Origin of the sequence: Caldimicrobium thiodismutans, assembly GCF_001548275.1 — a bacterium.
Classification (GTDB): domain Bacteria; phylum Desulfobacterota; class Thermodesulfobacteria; order Thermodesulfobacteriales; family Thermodesulfobacteriaceae; genus Caldimicrobium; species Caldimicrobium thiodismutans.
The window spans coordinates 1,692,782-1,709,446 of the sequence record NZ_AP014945.1 but is presented as its reverse complement, the minus strand read 5'-3'; the positions used below and the strand labels follow the sequence as shown (position 1 = coordinate 1,709,446).

Annotated in this window: 22 protein-coding genes; 14 read left to right on the top strand and 8 right to left on the bottom strand. The window is 36.8% G+C overall.

Translation table 11 applies throughout. The features are described 5' to 3' along the window. Nucleotides 1-137: 137 nt before the first annotated feature. The 10 genes from THC_RS08620 to THC_RS08575 all read left to right on the top strand — a co-directional run bounded on the left by THC_RS08620 (nucleotide 138) and on the right by THC_RS08575 (nucleotide 10,829). Entirely contained in the window at nucleotides 138-977 is an 840-nt protein-coding gene (locus THC_RS08620) for an ExeA family protein (RefSeq protein ID WP_148638847.1), read from the top strand. Nucleotide 978: 1 nt separating this feature from the next. Beyond that, entirely contained in the window at nucleotides 979-2,259 is a 1,281-nt protein-coding gene (locus THC_RS08615; protein WP_068516206.1) for a hypothetical protein, read from the top strand. Then, nucleotides 2,256-2,687, top strand: coding sequence for a hypothetical protein (locus THC_RS08610; RefSeq protein WP_068516203.1), 432 nt, complete (start codon nucleotides 2,256-2,258; stop codon nucleotides 2,685-2,687). Before THC_RS08615 ends, THC_RS08610 begins: the two co-directional genes overlap by 4 nt. Before the next feature lie 116 nt (nucleotides 2,688-2,803). Further along, nucleotides 2,804-3,151: a hypothetical protein gene (locus THC_RS08605; RefSeq protein ID WP_148638846.1), complete on the top strand. Its 348-nt coding sequence runs from the start codon at nucleotides 2,804-2,806 to the stop codon at nucleotides 3,149-3,151. Next, entirely contained in the window at nucleotides 3,072-4,601 is a 1,530-nt protein-coding gene (locus THC_RS08600; RefSeq protein WP_082706409.1) for a secretin GspD/PilQ domain-containing protein, read from the top strand. Before THC_RS08605 ends, THC_RS08600 begins: the two co-directional genes overlap by 80 nt. Before the next feature lie 3 nt (nucleotides 4,602-4,604). After that, the gene (locus tag THC_RS08595; protein ID WP_068516193.1) at nucleotides 4,605-5,441 is read left to right on the top strand and encodes a tetratricopeptide repeat protein; all 837 of its coding nucleotides are present in this window, start codon (nucleotides 4,605-4,607) and stop codon (nucleotides 5,439-5,441) included. Nucleotides 5,442-5,450: 9 nt separating this feature from the next. Beyond that, on the top strand, nucleotides 5,451-7,088 hold the full coding sequence (locus THC_RS08590; protein ID WP_068516189.1) for a GspE/PulE family protein: 1,638 nt from the start codon (nucleotides 5,451-5,453) through the stop codon (nucleotides 7,086-7,088). Continuing rightward, the gene (locus THC_RS08585; RefSeq protein WP_068516187.1) at nucleotides 7,089-8,294 is read left to right on the top strand and encodes a type II secretion system F family protein; all 1,206 of its coding nucleotides are present in this window, start codon (nucleotides 7,089-7,091) and stop codon (nucleotides 8,292-8,294) included. It begins immediately after the preceding gene. After that, on the top strand, nucleotides 8,260-9,540 hold the full coding sequence (locus tag THC_RS08580) for a sensor histidine kinase (protein WP_082706407.1): 1,281 nt from the start codon (nucleotides 8,260-8,262) through the stop codon (nucleotides 9,538-9,540). The genes THC_RS08585 and THC_RS08580 overlap by 35 nt, the downstream gene beginning before the upstream one ends. Further along, nucleotides 9,513-10,829 (top strand): sigma-54-dependent transcriptional regulator, encoded by a 1,317-nt coding sequence (locus THC_RS08575; RefSeq protein ID WP_068516182.1) that lies wholly within the window; start codon nucleotides 9,513-9,515, stop codon nucleotides 10,827-10,829. Before THC_RS08580 ends, THC_RS08575 begins: the two co-directional genes overlap by 28 nt. A gap of 13 nt (nucleotides 10,830-10,842) precedes the next feature. On the opposite strand, the gene THC_RS08570 is transcribed toward THC_RS08575, so the two are convergent. Genes THC_RS08570 through THC_RS08550 form a run of 6 tightly spaced genes read right to left on the bottom strand, consistent with a single transcriptional unit; the run spans nucleotide 10,843 to nucleotide 12,895 of the window. Continuing rightward, nucleotides 10,843-11,295, bottom strand: coding sequence for a MamS/MamX family magnetosome protein (locus THC_RS08570; RefSeq protein WP_068516179.1), 453 nt, complete (start codon nucleotides 11,293-11,295; stop codon nucleotides 10,843-10,845). Between the two features lie 2 nt (nucleotides 11,296-11,297). Beyond that, entirely contained in the window at nucleotides 11,298-11,468 is a 171-nt protein-coding gene (locus THC_RS09460) for a hypothetical protein (RefSeq protein ID WP_153303657.1), read from the bottom strand. 45 nt (nucleotides 11,469-11,513) lie between these two features. Beyond that, complete coding sequence (locus THC_RS08565) at nucleotides 11,514-11,753, bottom strand: hypothetical protein (protein ID WP_068516177.1); 240 nt, start codon at nucleotides 11,751-11,753, stop codon at nucleotides 11,514-11,516. A gap of 50 nt (nucleotides 11,754-11,803) precedes the next feature. Next, nucleotides 11,804-12,058, bottom strand: a complete 255-nt coding sequence (locus THC_RS08560) for a hypothetical protein (protein ID WP_068516174.1) — start codon at nucleotides 12,056-12,058, stop codon at nucleotides 11,804-11,806. 29 nt (nucleotides 12,059-12,087) lie between these two features. Next, nucleotides 12,088-12,426 (bottom strand): RNA-binding protein, encoded by a 339-nt coding sequence (locus tag THC_RS08555; protein WP_148638845.1) that lies wholly within the window; start codon nucleotides 12,424-12,426, stop codon nucleotides 12,088-12,090. A gap of 22 nt (nucleotides 12,427-12,448) precedes the next feature. Next, nucleotides 12,449-12,895: a hypothetical protein gene (locus THC_RS08550; RefSeq protein WP_148638844.1), complete on the bottom strand. Its 447-nt coding sequence runs from the start codon at nucleotides 12,893-12,895 to the stop codon at nucleotides 12,449-12,451. Between the two features lie 168 nt (nucleotides 12,896-13,063). Here THC_RS08550 and THC_RS08545 point away from each other — a divergent pair, with 168 nt between their 5' ends. Then, nucleotides 13,064-14,065: a potassium channel family protein gene (locus THC_RS08545; RefSeq protein WP_068516165.1), complete on the top strand. Its 1,002-nt coding sequence runs from the start codon at nucleotides 13,064-13,066 to the stop codon at nucleotides 14,063-14,065. On the opposite strand, the gene miaB is transcribed toward THC_RS08545, so the two are convergent. Continuing rightward, the gene (gene miaB, locus THC_RS08540; RefSeq protein WP_068516163.1) at nucleotides 14,054-15,400 is read right to left on the bottom strand and encodes a tRNA (N6-isopentenyl adenosine(37)-C2)-methylthiotransferase MiaB; all 1,347 of its coding nucleotides are present in this window, start codon (nucleotides 15,398-15,400) and stop codon (nucleotides 14,054-14,056) included. The genes THC_RS08545 and miaB overlap by 12 nt on opposite strands. On the opposite strand from miaB, the gene THC_RS09345 reads away from it, so the two are divergent. The 3 genes from THC_RS09345 to THC_RS09455 are packed head-to-tail and all read left to right on the top strand — an operon-like array spanning nucleotide 15,401 to nucleotide 15,997. Continuing rightward, a complete protein-coding gene (locus THC_RS09345; RefSeq protein ID WP_068516160.1) occupies nucleotides 15,401-15,643 on the top strand; it encodes an Rpn family recombination-promoting nuclease/putative transposase in 243 nt (80 codons plus the stop codon). Beyond that, entirely contained in the window at nucleotides 15,633-15,854 is a 222-nt protein-coding gene (locus THC_RS08530; protein WP_068516155.1) for a hypothetical protein, read from the top strand. Before THC_RS09345 ends, THC_RS08530 begins: the two co-directional genes overlap by 11 nt. Next, nucleotides 15,845-15,997, top strand: coding sequence for a hypothetical protein (locus THC_RS09455; RefSeq protein WP_153303656.1), 153 nt, complete (start codon nucleotides 15,845-15,847; stop codon nucleotides 15,995-15,997). The genes THC_RS08530 and THC_RS09455 overlap by 10 nt, the downstream gene beginning before the upstream one ends. A gap of 60 nt (nucleotides 15,998-16,057) precedes the next feature. Here THC_RS09455 and rplQ read toward each other — a convergent pair whose 3' ends face one another. Next, nucleotides 16,058-16,645: a 50S ribosomal protein L17 gene (gene rplQ / locus THC_RS09795; RefSeq protein ID WP_082706403.1), complete on the bottom strand. Its 588-nt coding sequence runs from the start codon at nucleotides 16,643-16,645 to the stop codon at nucleotides 16,058-16,060. Nucleotides 16,646-16,665 lie beyond the last annotated feature (20 nt).

Here is a 16,665-nt window from a genome sequence, read left to right as displayed (position 1 = left end):
CTTTTGTGCAAATCAAAAGGCTTATTCTTTTTATAAAATTTACATAATGCCTGTTATTTTAGTTCTGCCCCTGATGAAAGGGTCAGGACATTTTACTATTGACCCCAATAAATGATTTTTTAAGAATTAAAATTTTTATGCATGAAAATCTCTATTCCTATCTTTCCTTTTTTAATCTCAGGGAGCCTCCCTTTTCCTTAGTTCCAGATCCATCCTTATTTTTTCCAGCAAGGGCTCATCTTGAATCCATTGAAGTTCTCACCTTTGCCTTAAACCAGGGAAGCTTAATCTCTGTTTTGACGGGTGATCCGGGCTTTGGAAAAACTCAGGTAGTTTTAACCCTTCTTTCAAAACTAAGCAAAGATATCAACCCCCTTTACATTTACAACCCAGCCCTGAAACCCGAGGAGTTTTTTCAAGCCCTTTTTAAGGAAATGGGGCTTTTCACTGAAAACTCCTTTTTTACCAAGGATGAGGTGTTAAAAAAATTAAAGGTCTTTTTTAAAGAATCTGAAAAACCAAAAAAATATCTTCTCATCATTGATGAAGCCCAGCTTCTTCCTGATGAAACCCTTGAAGAATTAAGGCTCATTACCAATTTAAATGAGGGAAAGGAAATTAATCTTCAGATACTTCTTTCAGGACAGCCTGGCTTATCAGAAAAGCTTAAAAAACCAGAACATGCACCCTTAAGACAGAGAATCTCTGTATGGGAGGTTTTAAAGCCCCTTGAAAAGGAAGAACTTTTCCCCTATCTCTGGTTCAGGATTAAGCAAGTTTCTGAAACTCCAGAGATTATCCTTGAGAAAAAGCTTGAAAAACCTCTCTACAAGTGGACCAGGGGAGTTCCAAGATTAATCAATAAACTTATGGATAGAACCCTTTTCATTGCCTATGCTAAAAGAGATAAAACTATTCGCAAAAAATACCTAAAAGAAGCCAGAAAAACCTTTCAGAATGAACTCTTAGAGGTCTGATATGTATAAATTTTATATAGTTAAGCCTTTAAAGGAAGATCTCTTTGAAGGCCTGGGAATTGAAGGGAAATTACCCTCTCCCAAAAAACTGGAATACTTTTCAGTTTTAACCTCTGAAGAACTTAAAGGAAAAAAGGTCTTTTTAATTCTAAAGAATCCTCAATTTTTTTACGAAATTTATGGTTTAAATCTTCCTGTTTATAGCGATGAAATTCTCAAGCTAAGACTTACAGATAGGGTGAACACTACAGGATATTTAACAGGCCCATACTATCTTTACTGGAAGATTCTAAAAAAAGAGGGAAATTTTTATGAACTTAGCTATCTTGCCCTTGAAAATAGAGAACTTTTGAGATTAAAAAATCTTTTAAAAGGGGTTACTAAAAGCAAACTTGAAGGAATTTCCTTTTTACCCTTTGCCCTTGCAAGGGTTTTTAAAGATGTAAAGGAGGAATCCCTTTTAATTCACAGGGAAAAAGAAGGTCTCTGGATACTCATTTTTAAAGAGGGGCTTCCTTTATATATTGAATTTTTCCAGGTAGAGGAACTCCTTGGAATTAATTTTGATGAACTCACTGGAAGATTAAACTTTTTAAAAAATCTCTTTTACAGGGACCATTCTAAGGAATTAACAAGAATCTATCTATTCAGTAGGGATCTCAAGGAGGGGTTAGAGAATAGCGGGTTTGAAGTAATTTTACAGGAAATTCAATTCCCTGAATTTCTTTATGCTCCCCTTGTTGAAGCTTCCTTTAATCTCCTTCCAGAAGAAGAAAGAGCAGTTAAAGAAGTTATGGAAGGAAATTACAAGATTTCCTATGCCTTCATAGGATTGGCTTTAATTTTTCTGCTATTTAGTTTCTTTTTGAAAAAAGTAAATTCCGAGCTTGAAAAAGAAATGTCTAAAAAGGAAGCCTTAATAACAGAGAGTATAAACAGATTTTTAAGAGAATACCCTGAAGATAAAATTAGAAACTTTAGAACCTATCTTGAAGAGAGGGAGAAACTTATCAGAAATCCTTCTGCTGATAAATTACTCTATAATATTGTCAAGGCCTGCGAAGGCTTCAAAATCAACTCTTTTGAAATAAAAGAGGGGAATAATACTTACCACATCAGTCTTTCAGGAGAAAAAAGTGCCTATCCTCAAGAGGCAAATATTCTTACTCAAGAGCTTCTTAAAAAACTTGGAAGTTTTATGGAAATTCAACAAAATCAGTTTGACTATTTTCAAGAAAAAAATATAATTATCTTTAAAATTTCTGGAAAATTGAAACCATGAGTTTAAACTTCAAGTTTTTAAAGGAAGAGGTAGGGGCCTATTATAAAAAAGAGTTTTATTTCTGGATTTTTGGTGTTCTTTTTTTTGGGATCTCTCTTTTTTTCCTGGTTAAAGAGCTTAAAACTTTTATCGCTTTGAAGGAAAGTTATGGTAAAATAGAAGAATCCTATTACAGGATTCAGCCAGAAATTGTCAGGCTGAAAGAGGCCTTAAGTAAAGTGGACTGGCAGAGGGAATTTAAAAAAAGAGAACTTGAAGTCTCCCTGGAAGTTGATCTTAGAAATCACCAGCAGGCCTTTACCACTTTGGAAGCCCTGACTAATTCCCAGCTGGATACCTTTTTTTCTCTACGGGAAATGAAATTTGAAAGGCAGGAAGGAAAAAATCCCATATTAAATATTAAAGGGACTAAAATAATTTTTCAATGAAAAAATTTTCTCTAAAGGGGCAACTATTCATTCTTTTCTGGATTTTTCCTCTTTTATTCTTCTTCATAATGCTTTATTATCCCTTGAAAAAAATTGCTTATCCGGTAAAACAAGAAGTGAGGATACCGGAGGAGCATCGTCAATTTATGCAGGCTATAAGGCAATTTGAGAGAATCCATGAAAAAAGTAAAGAACCCCTTATTATTGCCAAAAATCCCTTTTATGACGAGGATTCTAAAAGGCAAGCTCAGATCTTTTCCCCTGAAACTCTTAAATTGACTTCTATTTTTAAAGAAAAAAAGAGTGCCTGTGTAATAAATGGAAAATTCTATAGAGAAGGGGATAAAATTGGAAAAATTAAAATTTTCAAAATAGGAGATTACTATGTGGAACTTTTACTTCCCAGGGGCAAAAGGGTTAAACTTGAGGTTGGAGGAGTTTTTACTCTTTCTTCTGATTATTAGTTTTCTTGTTTCCTGTGGTGGAAAGGTTCCTTCCCCTGAAACAGAAAAGGCCTATAATCAATACAGACAGGTTCTTGAAAATGCTACCACTCCTCAGGTAAAGCCAGGAACTGAGGAAAAACCTGCTCTTAAGCCCCTATTTAAAGAACTTTCCCCTTTACAAAAACCTTTAACCGTTGCATTTTATCAAGAACACTTTGAAAGTATTCTTTTTTTCCTTGCTTATCAAACAGGATTAAGCCTTGTTATAGATCCTGAGGTTAAAAAGGAAATACCACCTGAAAAGGAAAGAATAACCTTGCAGATGAAGAATCAACCTGTTCAGGATATACTACAAAAGGTATGTGAACTTCTGGATATAAATTTTAGAGTTGACAGAGGTATTCTTTATGTTGAACCCTTTGCAGAAAAGATTATAAATCTTGGTTTTCTTCCTGTGATAAAAGAGAGTAGAACTTCTATGGGAGGGGATGTTCTTGGAAATATTGGGGGTGGAGTGGGTGGAACCATTGCACCTTCACCTCTTAAGGGTGAATATTCTATTAATGCCGAGCTTTCAAAAGAAAGTCTTGACCTTTATAAAGCCCTTGAAGTTAGTTTAGTTACCCTTCTTTCTAAAGAGGGGAGTTATAGTTTGAACAGGCTCACAGGGATACTTTATGTGAAGGCTAAACCAAGCAGAATAAGGGCTGTTGAAAGGCTTGTTTCAGAATTTAAAAAGAAATATGGAAGGCAGATTCTTCTTTCCGCTCAGATTATTGAAATTGAGCTTAGTAAAGGGCATAACCTTGGGGTGGATTGGTTTGAAATAACAGGTTATCTTATGGGGAATAACAGGGTTTCCTTTAATACCCTTGATCTTAAAAAAAATGATCAAACGGGAGTTCCACCTCCATTCTCCTTTGCCCTGACCATAAGTGGTGAGCCCAATGTGAATTTGATTTTAAATCTTCTGAAGGAATATGGAGAACTTAAAGTAATCTCAAACCCAAAGATAAGAGTTCTTCACTCTCAGCCTGCCTTAATAAGTGTGGGAACCTCTCAAGCCTATATAAGAGAAATTAAATATGAAGGTAATGCAACAAATCCATCCGTTAGCCCCTCTTCTGTATTCGATGGGATACTTCTCGGGATAACACCTTATATTGCAGAAGAGGATCAGATTTTTCTTCACATTGTTCCCATAAAAAGTGATATTGTAGATTTAAAGGAAGTTCGTTTTGGAGCTAATTACTTTATAACCCTCCCAAGGGTAAATTTGAGGGAGATGACCTCTATTGTTAAGGCTCGCCCCAATGATTTGATTGTTATTGGTGGGCTAATTCTTGATCGGGATAAAACAACTGAAAGGAAGGTAGCCATCCCTTTACTTTCTGAATTATTCAAAAGTAATATTCATGAAGGAAAAAAAGCAGAGCTTGTAATCCTCATAAGAATTCTTTTAGACTGAGCTATGGGAAAACTTGCTGAATTTTTAAGAGAGATAAAAAAAGAAAAGAAGCCCTCTCCTTTTAAAGAAAAAGAAAAAGTTTCAAAACGCAGATTCTTTTTTTTGATTCTCTTTGCGATTTTATTTTCAGGTTCTTTTTTGGGGGGATTCTATCTGGTAAAAATGTTTAGTTTATTAAAGGCTAAAGATAAAAAGCCTTTTCAGAATCCTCCAGAATATGTATATGAAGTCAAAAGATCACCTCAAGGAGAGATTCCCCCTACACAAAATAATGCTACCCAACCTAAAGGGAGTTTAGAAGTTACTGACAAGGAGGTTAAAAAATCTGCTCTTCCAAAAGATTCAACCCCTGGAAATAAAACCCTTTCAAAAAATAAAGATAAAATAAAAAGGGACAAAGAGACTCTCTCTATGTTAAAGAAAAAAAGGGAACCTGAAAAACTTGAGGAAAAAATAGAAACTCTTACTCCTCAAGGGGCACCTATTCTTAAAGAAAAAGGGCTACTTGAAAACCTGCTTTTTAATGCCGAGGAGGAGAGAAAAAAGGGGAATTATATGTCTGCTATAAAATTTTATGAAGAATATCTTAAACACAGGACAGACCCTGATGCACTCAATAATCTTGGGGGACTTTATTACTTAACTGGAAATTTTGATGGGGCAAAAATTGCCTTTGAAAAAGCACTTAAATTAAAACATGACCCCTTTTATGAGCTCAATTACCTTATGGTTCTTTTAAAAAAGGGAGAAAGGGAAAAAGCCTGCAGAGAACTTCGTCTCAAGACATTTCCTCCGGGCTTACAGGATAAAGTTAAAACTTTAGAAGAAATGTGTAAGTAGGTAAAAGATATGCAAAGAAAACCCCTTGGTGAAATTTTAAAGGAGAGAGGTCTTATAACTGATGATTATATTAAATTTGCTCTTCTTGAGCAGAAGGCAACAGGGGAAAAGCTGGGTGAAGTCCTTGTAAGAGTGGGAATGGTCACAGATCTTGAGATTGCAAGGGCACTTTCTGAACAGGCGGTTTTTCCTTTTCTTGATATAGATATCCTTACTCCTGAGCCAAAAGCCCTTGAGAGTATTCCTTTTAATTTTGCTAAAAATAATCTTGTGCTCCCCTTTTCCTTTGAAAATGGAACTTTAAAAGTTGCTATTTCCGATCCCTTTAACCAGCATCTAATGAATGCTATTCAGAGGGTTGCAGGAAGAAATGTTTCCTTCTTTGTAACTGGAGCTCAAAGTCTTGCCAAGGCTATTGAGAAATTTTACTACTTTAAAGAGCATTCTATAGAAGAAGATTTAAAGAATCTCACAGAGAGATTGAAAACCAATCCAACCATGGATTTTGATGTTGAGGACTTATTAAATAAATTATTAATTCTGGGGATTCAGAGAAGGGCAACCGATCTTCACCTTATACCTACCCAGCGCAGTCTTCAAATTTTTTACAGAGTAGATGGGATACTTGATCCAGCTATAGTTTTTCCCCATACTGTTTTCAGAAGACTTATCAATGTCATTAAAATTAGATCCCAATTAGATATTGCAGAAACAAGAAGGCCTCAAGATGGAAGAATGAGCTTCACCTTTCTTGAGAGCAAATATGACTTAAGAATAGCCACAGCCCCGACCTCCTTTGGAGAAACGGTGGTAATAAGATATCTTCCAACAGGGGCCCAGGTGCAAAATCTGGAATATCTCGGTTTTGACCCTGAAGAAATAAAGCTTATTGATGAAATTATTGCCCAACCTTATGGTATGTTTCTTATTACAGGACCAACAGGTTCTGGGAAATCAACCACACTCTTTGCAGCCTTGAGACGAATAAATCTCCTTGAAAAAAATGTTTTAACAGCAGAAGATCCAGTAGAATATCTCCTTCCCCTTGCCAGGCAAACGCAAGTTAGTGAAGAAATTGGTTATACCTTTGCAAGGGCAATTAGAGCCTTTTTAAGACTTGACCCTGATGTGATACTGGTAGGTGAGGTAAGAGATGAAGAAACTGCCACCATGGCGGTAAGAGCAGCTCTAACAGGCCATCTCTTCCTTTCAACCCTTCACACCAATGATGCTATTTCCTCGATATTCAGGCTTAAAGATATGGGGATTAAGGCAGATCTTCTGTCTTCAGCTTTAAAGGGAGTTATTGCCCAGAGATTGATAAGAAAAATCTGCCCTGCCTGCAAAGAGCCCTATAAACCACCTAAGGAAGTTCTTGAATATTACAAGCTTCCTGAAGATAGAGAATATTACCGTGGAAAGGGTTGCTTTCAGTGTGGAGGTAAGGGATATCTTGGAAGAACAGTGGTCTGTGAAATCTTCTTTGTGGATGAAGAGCTTTCTAAATTAATTGGGGAGGATCCTCCTTTATCTGTCATTTATGAAAGGGCAAGACAGAAGGGTTTTAAAAATTTAAGGGAAGATGCTAAAGAAAAGGTTCTTGCTGGAATAACCACTCCTGAAGAAATAAAGAGAGTAGTAGGATAGATGCCCCTTTTCACATACACAGCCCTTACAAGAGAGGGCACCCTTACTAAAGGAGAAGGCGAATACCAGAGCCCAGAAGAGCTCTACTATGCCCTTCAAAGAGAAGGGCTGACTCTGGTTAACTACTCGGTAAAAAGAACTATCTTTCCAAAGTTTTTCTCCGGGCGAGTTAAAAGAAAGGAACTTGCTGAGTTCTTACATCATCTTGCCTTTTTATTAAGAAGTGGTGTTCCCCTGATTACTTCCCTTGAAGACCTTGAAAAAGAAACTAAAAATCCAAAACTCAAAAGAGAAATCAATAAAATAAGGATTGCTATTACAAGAGGAGAAACCTTTAGAAGTGCTGTTGAAAAAACCAAGCTTTTCCCTCCAGTGGTTATATCTCTCATTCAAATAGGAGAAGAATCAGGAACCCTTGATAGAACCTTAGAGGAAGCCTCAAAACATCTTTATCGCGTTGATGAAATAATTTCCCAGACCAAAAGGGCCCTAATTTATCCAGCTTTTGTATTATTTGCCATGTCAGGAGCCCTTGCCTTCTGGATCTTTTTTGTGCTTCCCAAACTTCTTGGGACCTTTAAAGAAATGGGAGTTAAACTTCCCCTTCCTACTATCATTTTGATGAAAGTAGTAAATTTCTTTTTAGCCATAAAATTTTACCTTCCCCTTTTTCTTATCATATCCATAATAACAATTCTTTTCTTATATCGCCATCCTAAAACACAGATTCCCTTTGAAAGGCTTTTACTTAAAATCCCCATTTTTGGAAGAGTTAGAAGACTTAATTTTCTCGCCTTCTTTTTTGAACACTTTGCTCTGTTACTTTCAGCGGGAATTGATCTTCTGAGACTTTTAAAACTTATGTATGAATCCTTTCACAGGCTGTATCACAAAAAAATTGTTAAAAATATTGAAGAGTCTATTTTAGCAGGTGAAAATATTGCAAGCGCTCTTAAAAAAGAAAAAATTTTTAGACCCCTTGATATAAGAATGATTTCAGTTGGAGAAGCAACAGGAAGACTTGAAGAACAGATGAAAATGCTTGCTAACTTTTATTATCAGGAGGTTCAGAATATTGTAGATACCCTTACCAAAATTCTTGAGCCTGTTGTCCTTGCCATTGCAGGTATTATCTTCCTTATTATTATCATAGCTCTTGTTGGACCTATTTATGAACTTATCTCTCAGATTGGAAAAACCTCTTAAAAAACTTCTCAAACCAGGTTTTATAGCTTTAATTTCTTCCTTTTTAGCAGGCTTTCTTTTACTTATGTCTGCTTTTTTAAGTTACAAAAATACAGAAAAAACTCTGGATACCAATCTGAAATTACAAGCTTTAAGCCTTGAAGTAGTCTTACAAAGCCTTTTTAAAACCTTTGACATAAATCTATTAAAAGAAAGGAAGGACTTTTTTTCAGAACTACTCCTTAATGAAAGATGGGAGGGGGTTGCCTTTATTACTCTCTATGATACCAATAAAACTATAGTGCTTCACTCCAATCCTGATTTAATAGGTCAAAAAGTTGAAAAAAGTTTTCTTCTTGAAGAGAAAAGACAGACAAGTTTTTTTACTCTCAAGACAGGAGAAACTGTTTATCTATATGAAAATTATGTAATCAATAAACAAAATCCCCTGATACTCAGGATTGCCCTTCATGTGGGGCCAGTAATGGAAAGTCTTAACTTTGCAAGAAGACACTTTTATATTGACTTTTCTTTAAGCCTTCTTCTTTTTACAGGAGGTTTAGGGGCTTTTTTTATTCTTTCAAGAATTGAAAGGTCACTTTCCCGAATGGAGGAGCTTGAAAGATGGCAATTTATTACAAGAGTTCTTCTTCATGAGATCAAAAATCCCTTAGCAAGCATAAAGGGCTTTGCCCAGTATCTGCAAAGAAAGTGTGTAGAAAAACCGGCTGAAAAACCCTTAACTATTATTCTCAAAGAGACTCTAAGAATTGAAAATCTTTTAAAGGAGCTTTCCCATTTTACCTTTTCAAGGGAACCTGAACTCAAAATAATAGATTTGAAAGAACTTCTTGAAGAGGTGGTGGAGTCCCTTAAATTTCTCTATGAAGAGGTCCAAATTGAAATAACCCCTGAGGGAGAAAATTTTAAGACCAAAAGTGATCCTGAAAAATTGAGAAGTATATTTCTCAACTTAATGGAAAATGCCCTGCATGCAAGTTTTGAGGCTGGAAAAGAAAAAATTTTTGTAGGTTTGAAAGAAAAGGGAGAGTATTATATTATTAAAATAAGAGATGAAGGCCTGGGAATTGATGAAAAGATTTTACCTTACATCTTTGAACCCTTTTTTACCACCAAATCAAGGGGAACAGGCCTTGGCCTTGCTATTGTGAAAAAATTCTGTGAGGAACTGGGACTTGACTTAAAAATTGAATCAGAAAAAGGAAAGGGAACAAGGGCATGCCTAAAAATCCCCAGATCCTTATAGTGGAAGATGATCCCTCTTTTTTGAACTTTCTTGAGACCATTCTTGAAGAGGAGGGATTTGAGATCAAAAGCTTTAAAGATGCAGAGAGTGCCCTTTTGAAACTTCCGGAGCTTAAGCCAGAGCTTGTAATAACTGATTTGAAACTTCCGGGTATGGATGGAATTTCCTTTCTTGAAAAAGCAAAAAAATTATTACCAGATTCTGAATTTATAGTAATCACAGCCTTTGGAAGCATACCATCTGCAGTATCTGCCTTAAAAAAGGGAGCCATTGATTATTTAACTAAACCTCTTTCCTCACCTGAAGAGCTGATTGAAAAAGTTAAAAAAATTTTGAAGCACAAAAAAAGGCCTGAAGAAAAAGCCCTTGAAGTTCCTCCCTTTGAAATCCTTTTTGCAGGTCTTGAAGATCTTTATGAAAAAATTCTTGAAATAGCACCAACCAGTGCCACAGTCCTTCTCCTTGGTGAGACAGGAACTGGAAAATCCGCTATGGCAAAGGCTATACACTTTTTAAGTGGAAGAAAAGGGCCCTTTGTGGAAATTAATTGCGCAAGCCTTCCTGAAAATCTTGTTGAGGCTGAACTTTTCGGTTATGAAAAAGGCGCTTTTACCGGGGCTATAAAAACCAAACCCGGAAAACTTGAATTAGCAAGAGGAGGAACTCTTTTTCTTGATGAAATCTCAGAAATGGCCCTTCCCATACAGGCTAAATTCTTGAGAGTGCTTCAGGATAAAAGCTTTGAAAGACTTGGAGGGCTTGAAACCCTTAAAACTGATGCCCGCTTTGTAGTTGCCACAAATAGAGATCTTAAAAAACTTGTGGAAGAAGGAAAATTCAGGGAAGACCTCTATTACAGAATCAATGTAGTTGCCTTTACTCTTCCACCTTTGAGAGAGAGAAAAAAAGAACTTCTTAAAATTGCTGAATATCTCATTCAAAAAAAGGCTGAGTCTCTTGGTAAAGAACCCAGACCTTTAAGTGAAGAATCTAAAAAAAGACTCTTAAATTATTCTTTTCCCGGAAACATAAGAGAGCTTGAAAATCTCATTGAACGGGCTCTTTTACTTTGTAGAGGCCCTTATCTTGAAATTGAGGTTGAAGAGGAAAAAGAGAATTTATCTTCTAAGCCAAATGAGGTTAAATCTCTTGAAGCACTTGAAAGGGAGGCAATTTTAAAGGCTCTTAAGGAAACAGGAGGTAATAAAAAGGAGGCTGCTAAAAAACTGGGAATAGCCCTTAGAACCCTTTACTATAAACTTAAGCTCTATAATCTTGAGAATGATTAAAATTGCCTTTATTTTAATTTCTCCCTCCGCTCCAACAGGGTTTACAGGTGGTATCTCTAAGGATTAGCTCTTCCCCTGTAGAAAGATTTTTTAAAGTCTTTACCACTAAAGCAAGGCCATGTTTTCGTGTATAAATTTTTGCTCCTTTAATTTCAACCCTGTCTCCTATCTTGAGGTTAGGATTTAATTTAAAATAAAACCACCATGGAGAAAGAAAAACTGTATAAATTTTATCGCCTTTAGCTACAAGAAGCCTTACCATCCCCTTTTTCTTTTTAGGCTTTTTAGGAATAATGATCTCTCTAATCTCTCCTTTTAATACAATCTCTGTATTGGGATCGTAATTTTCTAAATCCATTTCAGGGAAATCTTCTTGAGAAAAAGCTACCTCAGGAATTGAGAAAAATAATATCATTATAGATAAAAACAGGGGGAAAATACCCCCCCATTTAAAAATCTTAAACATTTTTACCACCTCAATCTTTTGGGATCCATTCCACCGCATCCGTCTTTATTAAAGGGCTTTTCACAATTTCCTATATAACAATCTTTTCCTGAAAATCCAGTGGGATTTACAAAACTAAACCATTTAAGAACTCCAGCCCTCACTTCTTCAGCTGAATATCCCTTTTTAATCATCCACTTGGCAAGGCCCGTCCAGGACCTGTATAAATTACAAGTGCATCAGCAGGTCAAAGCAGAGTTATCAGCACAGCAAGGGGCAGGAATAGGTTTTAAAGCCTGCTCCAAAGTCTTTTGCTCAGTGGGTGAAAGCTTAAGACTGTAAAAATAATCAATGTATTTCTGAGTCTCAAGTTTTACATCTTTAAATTCAGGTAAAGGTTTGTCAAGGGTAAATCCCTTTGTGGTTATTAATAAAGTCAATATTAAAAATAAGCACTTTAAAGAGCTCTTTTTTAGCATACTATCCTCCCATTGAAAGTAGGGGGCATTATAGCCCCCTTACTAAATCTTTAGGTCCCACTTGTAGTATTTGATGAAAGTCCGGTGCCAGGTGCATGAATTCTCTGTCTCTTGCGTTCCTGCTGCATAGTTTTATTTTGTTGCTGAGTCTGAACATTTTGCTGGTTTTGATAATGCATTGGCCCCCTTCCTTGTCCAGCTCCTCCCATCGGGCCTCTGGCATGAACAAAAGTCCAGCTTGAAACCACAAAACCACCCACCAAACTCAATGCCAAAAACTTTTTGTAAAAACCTCCTCTAAACATAGCTCACACCTCTTTTTTTGTTTGTTTTTTTACCAACCACAATATCTTCTAATGTGTTTCATTCCTCTTGGGAGAGGCAAGCCCTTTTCCTGAGCCTTTTTCATCATCTCAACCCGAAGTTTTGCTGCCTCAATTTCTTTACTTTCAACCTCAGACCAATTAGGATTTCCTGACCAGATCATGCTACGAATCTCATTTCTCAATTGAAACTCTTTTTGATAAAGGGGCTGGATCTCAGTGCAATATTCCTTTACTTTAACTGGATCTGCCGGTGGTAAATAGGGACCTCCTCTTTTAGCCATAACCTCAGATGTTCCCAAAAAAGTTAAAACTGCAAGGCCTGTTAATAACATTTTTAATCCTTTCATTTTATCACCCCCTAAGTTATTTTTAAATTCTTGGGCCATAGCCCATTCCACAAAAGCCTCTTCCCATCCCCATTCCATATACATAAGGAGCCCCTGATTGAGAGGCCTTTGCCTGAAGTTCCGTCATAAGCTTTGCAAGCTCTGCTCTTTTTTCAGAAATAGCCTTCCAATCGGGATTGGTAGAGAGATAAGACATTCTTAGGGCCTCTCTTGTTTCCCACATCTTCTGTCTTAAAACCTTTGTCTCCTCATAGAACTTTTGAAGTTTAGCAGGATCAACATTAGCTTGCATAGTGTATCCGCATCTACAACCTTTCCCTGGTCCACCAAATCCAGGTCCCATCATCATTGGCCCCATCTGATATCCTGGGTTAGGATTTTGCTCCTGAGGGGCATCGGCAAAAGCAGTAAAAGCAAGCCCACCAATTAAACCTACCACTGCTAATCCCTTCAAAACCTTCCTCCTCATCTTAGCACCTCCTCCTTGGATTTTATTTTTATTTATATCTTTCAAATTTTGTGCCTGAATTTTTACCATGAAAAATCAGGTCTTAAAAAGGAGGCTGAGCTTTCCTTTTGCAATTTTTGCAATATAAAGTATCTTTCCTTTGCAAATTTTGCATTATATTTATAGAGCATGGAACCTAAAAAATTGCTTCTTCTTGGTATTTTCTGGCTAAGCACTTTGATTTTTGGTGGAACTCTTGGGTATATAATCATTGAAGGTGCAAACCCCTTTGATGCCCTCTATATGACTGTAATTACTATAACCACTATCGGATACGAAGAATATGTGCCCCTTTCCACAGCAGGAAGGATTTTTACCATCTTTCTTGCCCTTGGAGGTGTAGGCTTTTTCTTTTATATCTTAGCAGTATTCAGTGAGATTGTAGTTAAAAATACCGTTGAAAATTTGTGGGGGAAAAAGATGGAAAAGCAAATTGCTAAATTAAAAGATCATTGCATTCTTTGTGGATTTGGAAGAATAGGTAGATATATCTATGAATTTATCCATCAAGAGATACCCATGGTTGTCATTGAAAAAAATTCAGAAATTCTCAAGGAATTAAAAGAAAAGGGAATCCTTCATCTTGAAGGAGATGCCACTTCTGAGGAGATTCTTATTAAAGCAGGAATTGAAAGAGCTAAATATCTCGTTGCTGTCCTTGGAGAAGATGCTGAAAATGTTTATATAGTTCTTACCGCAAGGAATTTAAATCCCCAGCTTTATATTGTAGCAAGGGCGGATAATCCAAGAGTGGAAAAGAAGCTTCTTCAGGCTGGAGCTAATAGAGTATTATCTCCTTATGTAATTGGAGCAAGAAAAATGGCCCTTTCCCTATTAAAACCCAATGTGATGGATTTTATGGAAATTGCCTCCCCTGAACTTCAAATGGATTTACAAATTGAGGAAATCTTTGTGGAGGAGGGTTCAACCCTTGCTCATAAAACCATTCTGGAAAGCAAAATCCGAGAACAAACCAATGCCATTATCCTTGCAATAAAAAGAAGATCTGGTGAAATGGTCTTCAATCCGAGTTCACAAGAAAAAATTCTTCCCGGAGATATCCTGATAGCCCTGGGAGAAAGAAAAAAACTTGAAATTTTAAGTGACCTTGCCAAAAAATTAAAAGACTAAGGTTTTCTTATATTCTCCTTTAAGGGAGTGTTTCCCAGCCTCTGTAATAAGCACCTTCACCAGGGCTCCTTCAAGACCTGTCCTTGGGGCTGTAAAATTAACAACCACATTGGTGGTGGTTCTTCCGGTAAGTTTTTGAGGATCCCTTTCACTTTTACCTTCAACAAGAACTTCTACCTCTTTTCCCACATAAGAACCATAAATTTCTTCAGTAATCCTTGCCTGAACCTCATGCACCTTCTTAAGTCTTGCTTCCTTTATCTCTTCTGAAACCTTATCCTCAAATTTTCTTGCAGAGGTAAAAGGGCGATCAGAATATTTAAAGGAAAACACCTCATGAAATCTCACTTTTTCAAGCATATCAAGGGTCTCAAGAAAATCCTCTTCACTCTCACCTGGGAAACCAACAATAATATCAGAGGTTATAGCAATCTCAGGGCAGAGGCTTCTAAGTTTTTCTACCTTTTCAAGATATTCCTCTTTAGTGTATTTCCGGTTCATTCTTTTAAGAATTTTGTTTGAACCCGCCTGAAGGGGCAAATGAATATGCTTGCATACCTTTGGATTTTCTGCAATAACCCTCATCAGTTTTTCAGAAAGATCCTTGGGATGACTGGTTGTAAAACGGATTCTGAATAAACCTTCAATCTGGAATAGCATGACAAGAAGATCTGCAAAATCAGGGTATCCACTCTCTTTCAGCCCGTAGGAATTAACATTCTGCCCAAGTAGGGTAATCTCCTTAACTCCTTCCTTTTTTACCAGTTCTTCAGCTTCTTTGAGTATTTCCTCTGGAGGTCTGCTTATTTCCCTTCCCCTCACATAGGGCACAATACAGTATGTGCAAAAATTATCGCATCCCTGCATAATACTGATATAAGCTTTTACTCTTTTAGGTTTCATTTTTTTAGAATTATCCTCTGGTAAAACTAAGGGAATCTTAAAATCCTCTTTTAATTCCGTATAAGCCACAGGTTTACCGGTTTTTATAAGCTCTTCAAGAGCCTCTCTGATTCTGTAAAATCCCTGAGTTCCGAGAACCAAATCAAGATAGGGAAATCGCTCAAAGAGTCTTTCCCCTTCTTGCTGAGCCACACAACCCATTGCTCCAATAATAATTTCTGGCCTTCTAAGTTTTAACTCTTTATAGCGTCCAATTTCACTGTAAAGCTTGTGTTCTGGTTTTTCCCTAACTGAACAAGTATTGATGAGAATAAGATCTGCTTCCTCAGGATTATCTACAGGCTTAAAGTTGTCTTTTAATAGCAGATAAACCCTTTCCGCATCATTTTCGTTCATCTGACAGCCAAAGGTCTTAATATATAGCTTTTTCATATGCCAAAATATAACTCAACTTTAAAAATTTTCAGCTGCATAAGTTCATATCCCCAGAAGAAAAATCCTGTTCCCTATGACCTTTTTGCCAAGGCCTTCCTCAAAGATCCTGAAAACTTAAAAGGCTTCCTCTCAACCTTCCTCCCTGAGCATATTAAAACTCATCTTGACCTTGACTCCCTTAAAATCATCCCTGAAGAGCAGGTCTCCCTCTCTCCCTGTTTTACCCCTTGTGTTTTATGAAGGGGATAAGCCCTGGGGGTATCCTGAAAGGATAGAGGAGATATTTTCAGTGCCAGAGGGATTAAAGGGAGAACTTTTTAAGGTTCATGTGGTAGATTTAAAGAGGGTGGAGGATGAGAAGATTTTGAGGGTATTTGATATTTTAGCAGGGCTTGGGTGTTATCTTTATTTAATGAAGGCGGAAACAAGAGAATTTGAAAGATGGAGTTAAAGAGCTTTTGGGATAGAGTGGGAGAGAAGTTTTATAAGCAGGGGAAATATCAGTGGTTAATTGAGGATGCAAGGGAGCTTGTGCTTGAGGCCATAGAGGTGAAGCTGATGTGCTATAAGTTCAGGAAAATTTTACTTTTCTAAACCACTTTAGAACTACCTTTTAAATTAATATTAAAAAGGGTGGGCTATGCCCACACCCTTTTATTTAGAAGTATCTGTTTGCTGTGGACTTTCTTCAGAAGTAGACCCTTCTTTTGATGGAGCTGGTTCAACTTTTTCAGGTTCAATTTCAGATTCCTTTGTTGAAACCTCTTCAGCTGAAGCTTCCTTAGATTCAGTTGGTGCTAATCCATATTCCTTCTTTTTTCTCTCAATAAATTCTTGGAGCCTTTTTAAGCGTTCTCCACCCCTCTTTGATTTTCTGAAAGAGACCTTTTCTTCAACGAGCTCCACAATAGCAGTTTCAGCTGAATCTCCCCTTCTCAAACCTATCTTGATAATCCTTGTATAGCCCCCAGATCTATCTAAAAATTTTTCTCTCAATTCTGAAAAAAGTTTTTTAACCACCTCTTTATCTTGAAGAAAAGCTAAAGCCCTTCTACGAGAAGCAAGATCTCCCCTTTTTGCCAAGGTTATCATTCTTTCTGCAAACCTTCTGAGTTCTTTGGCCTTAGGAAGGGTGGTTGTAATTCTTCCATGCTTTAGGAGATCTCTTACCTGATTTCTCATAAGGGCTAATCTGTGCTCAGTGGTTGATGTAAGTCTTCTACTTATTTTTCTGTGTCTCATCTCTTCTTCCCCCTCAAATC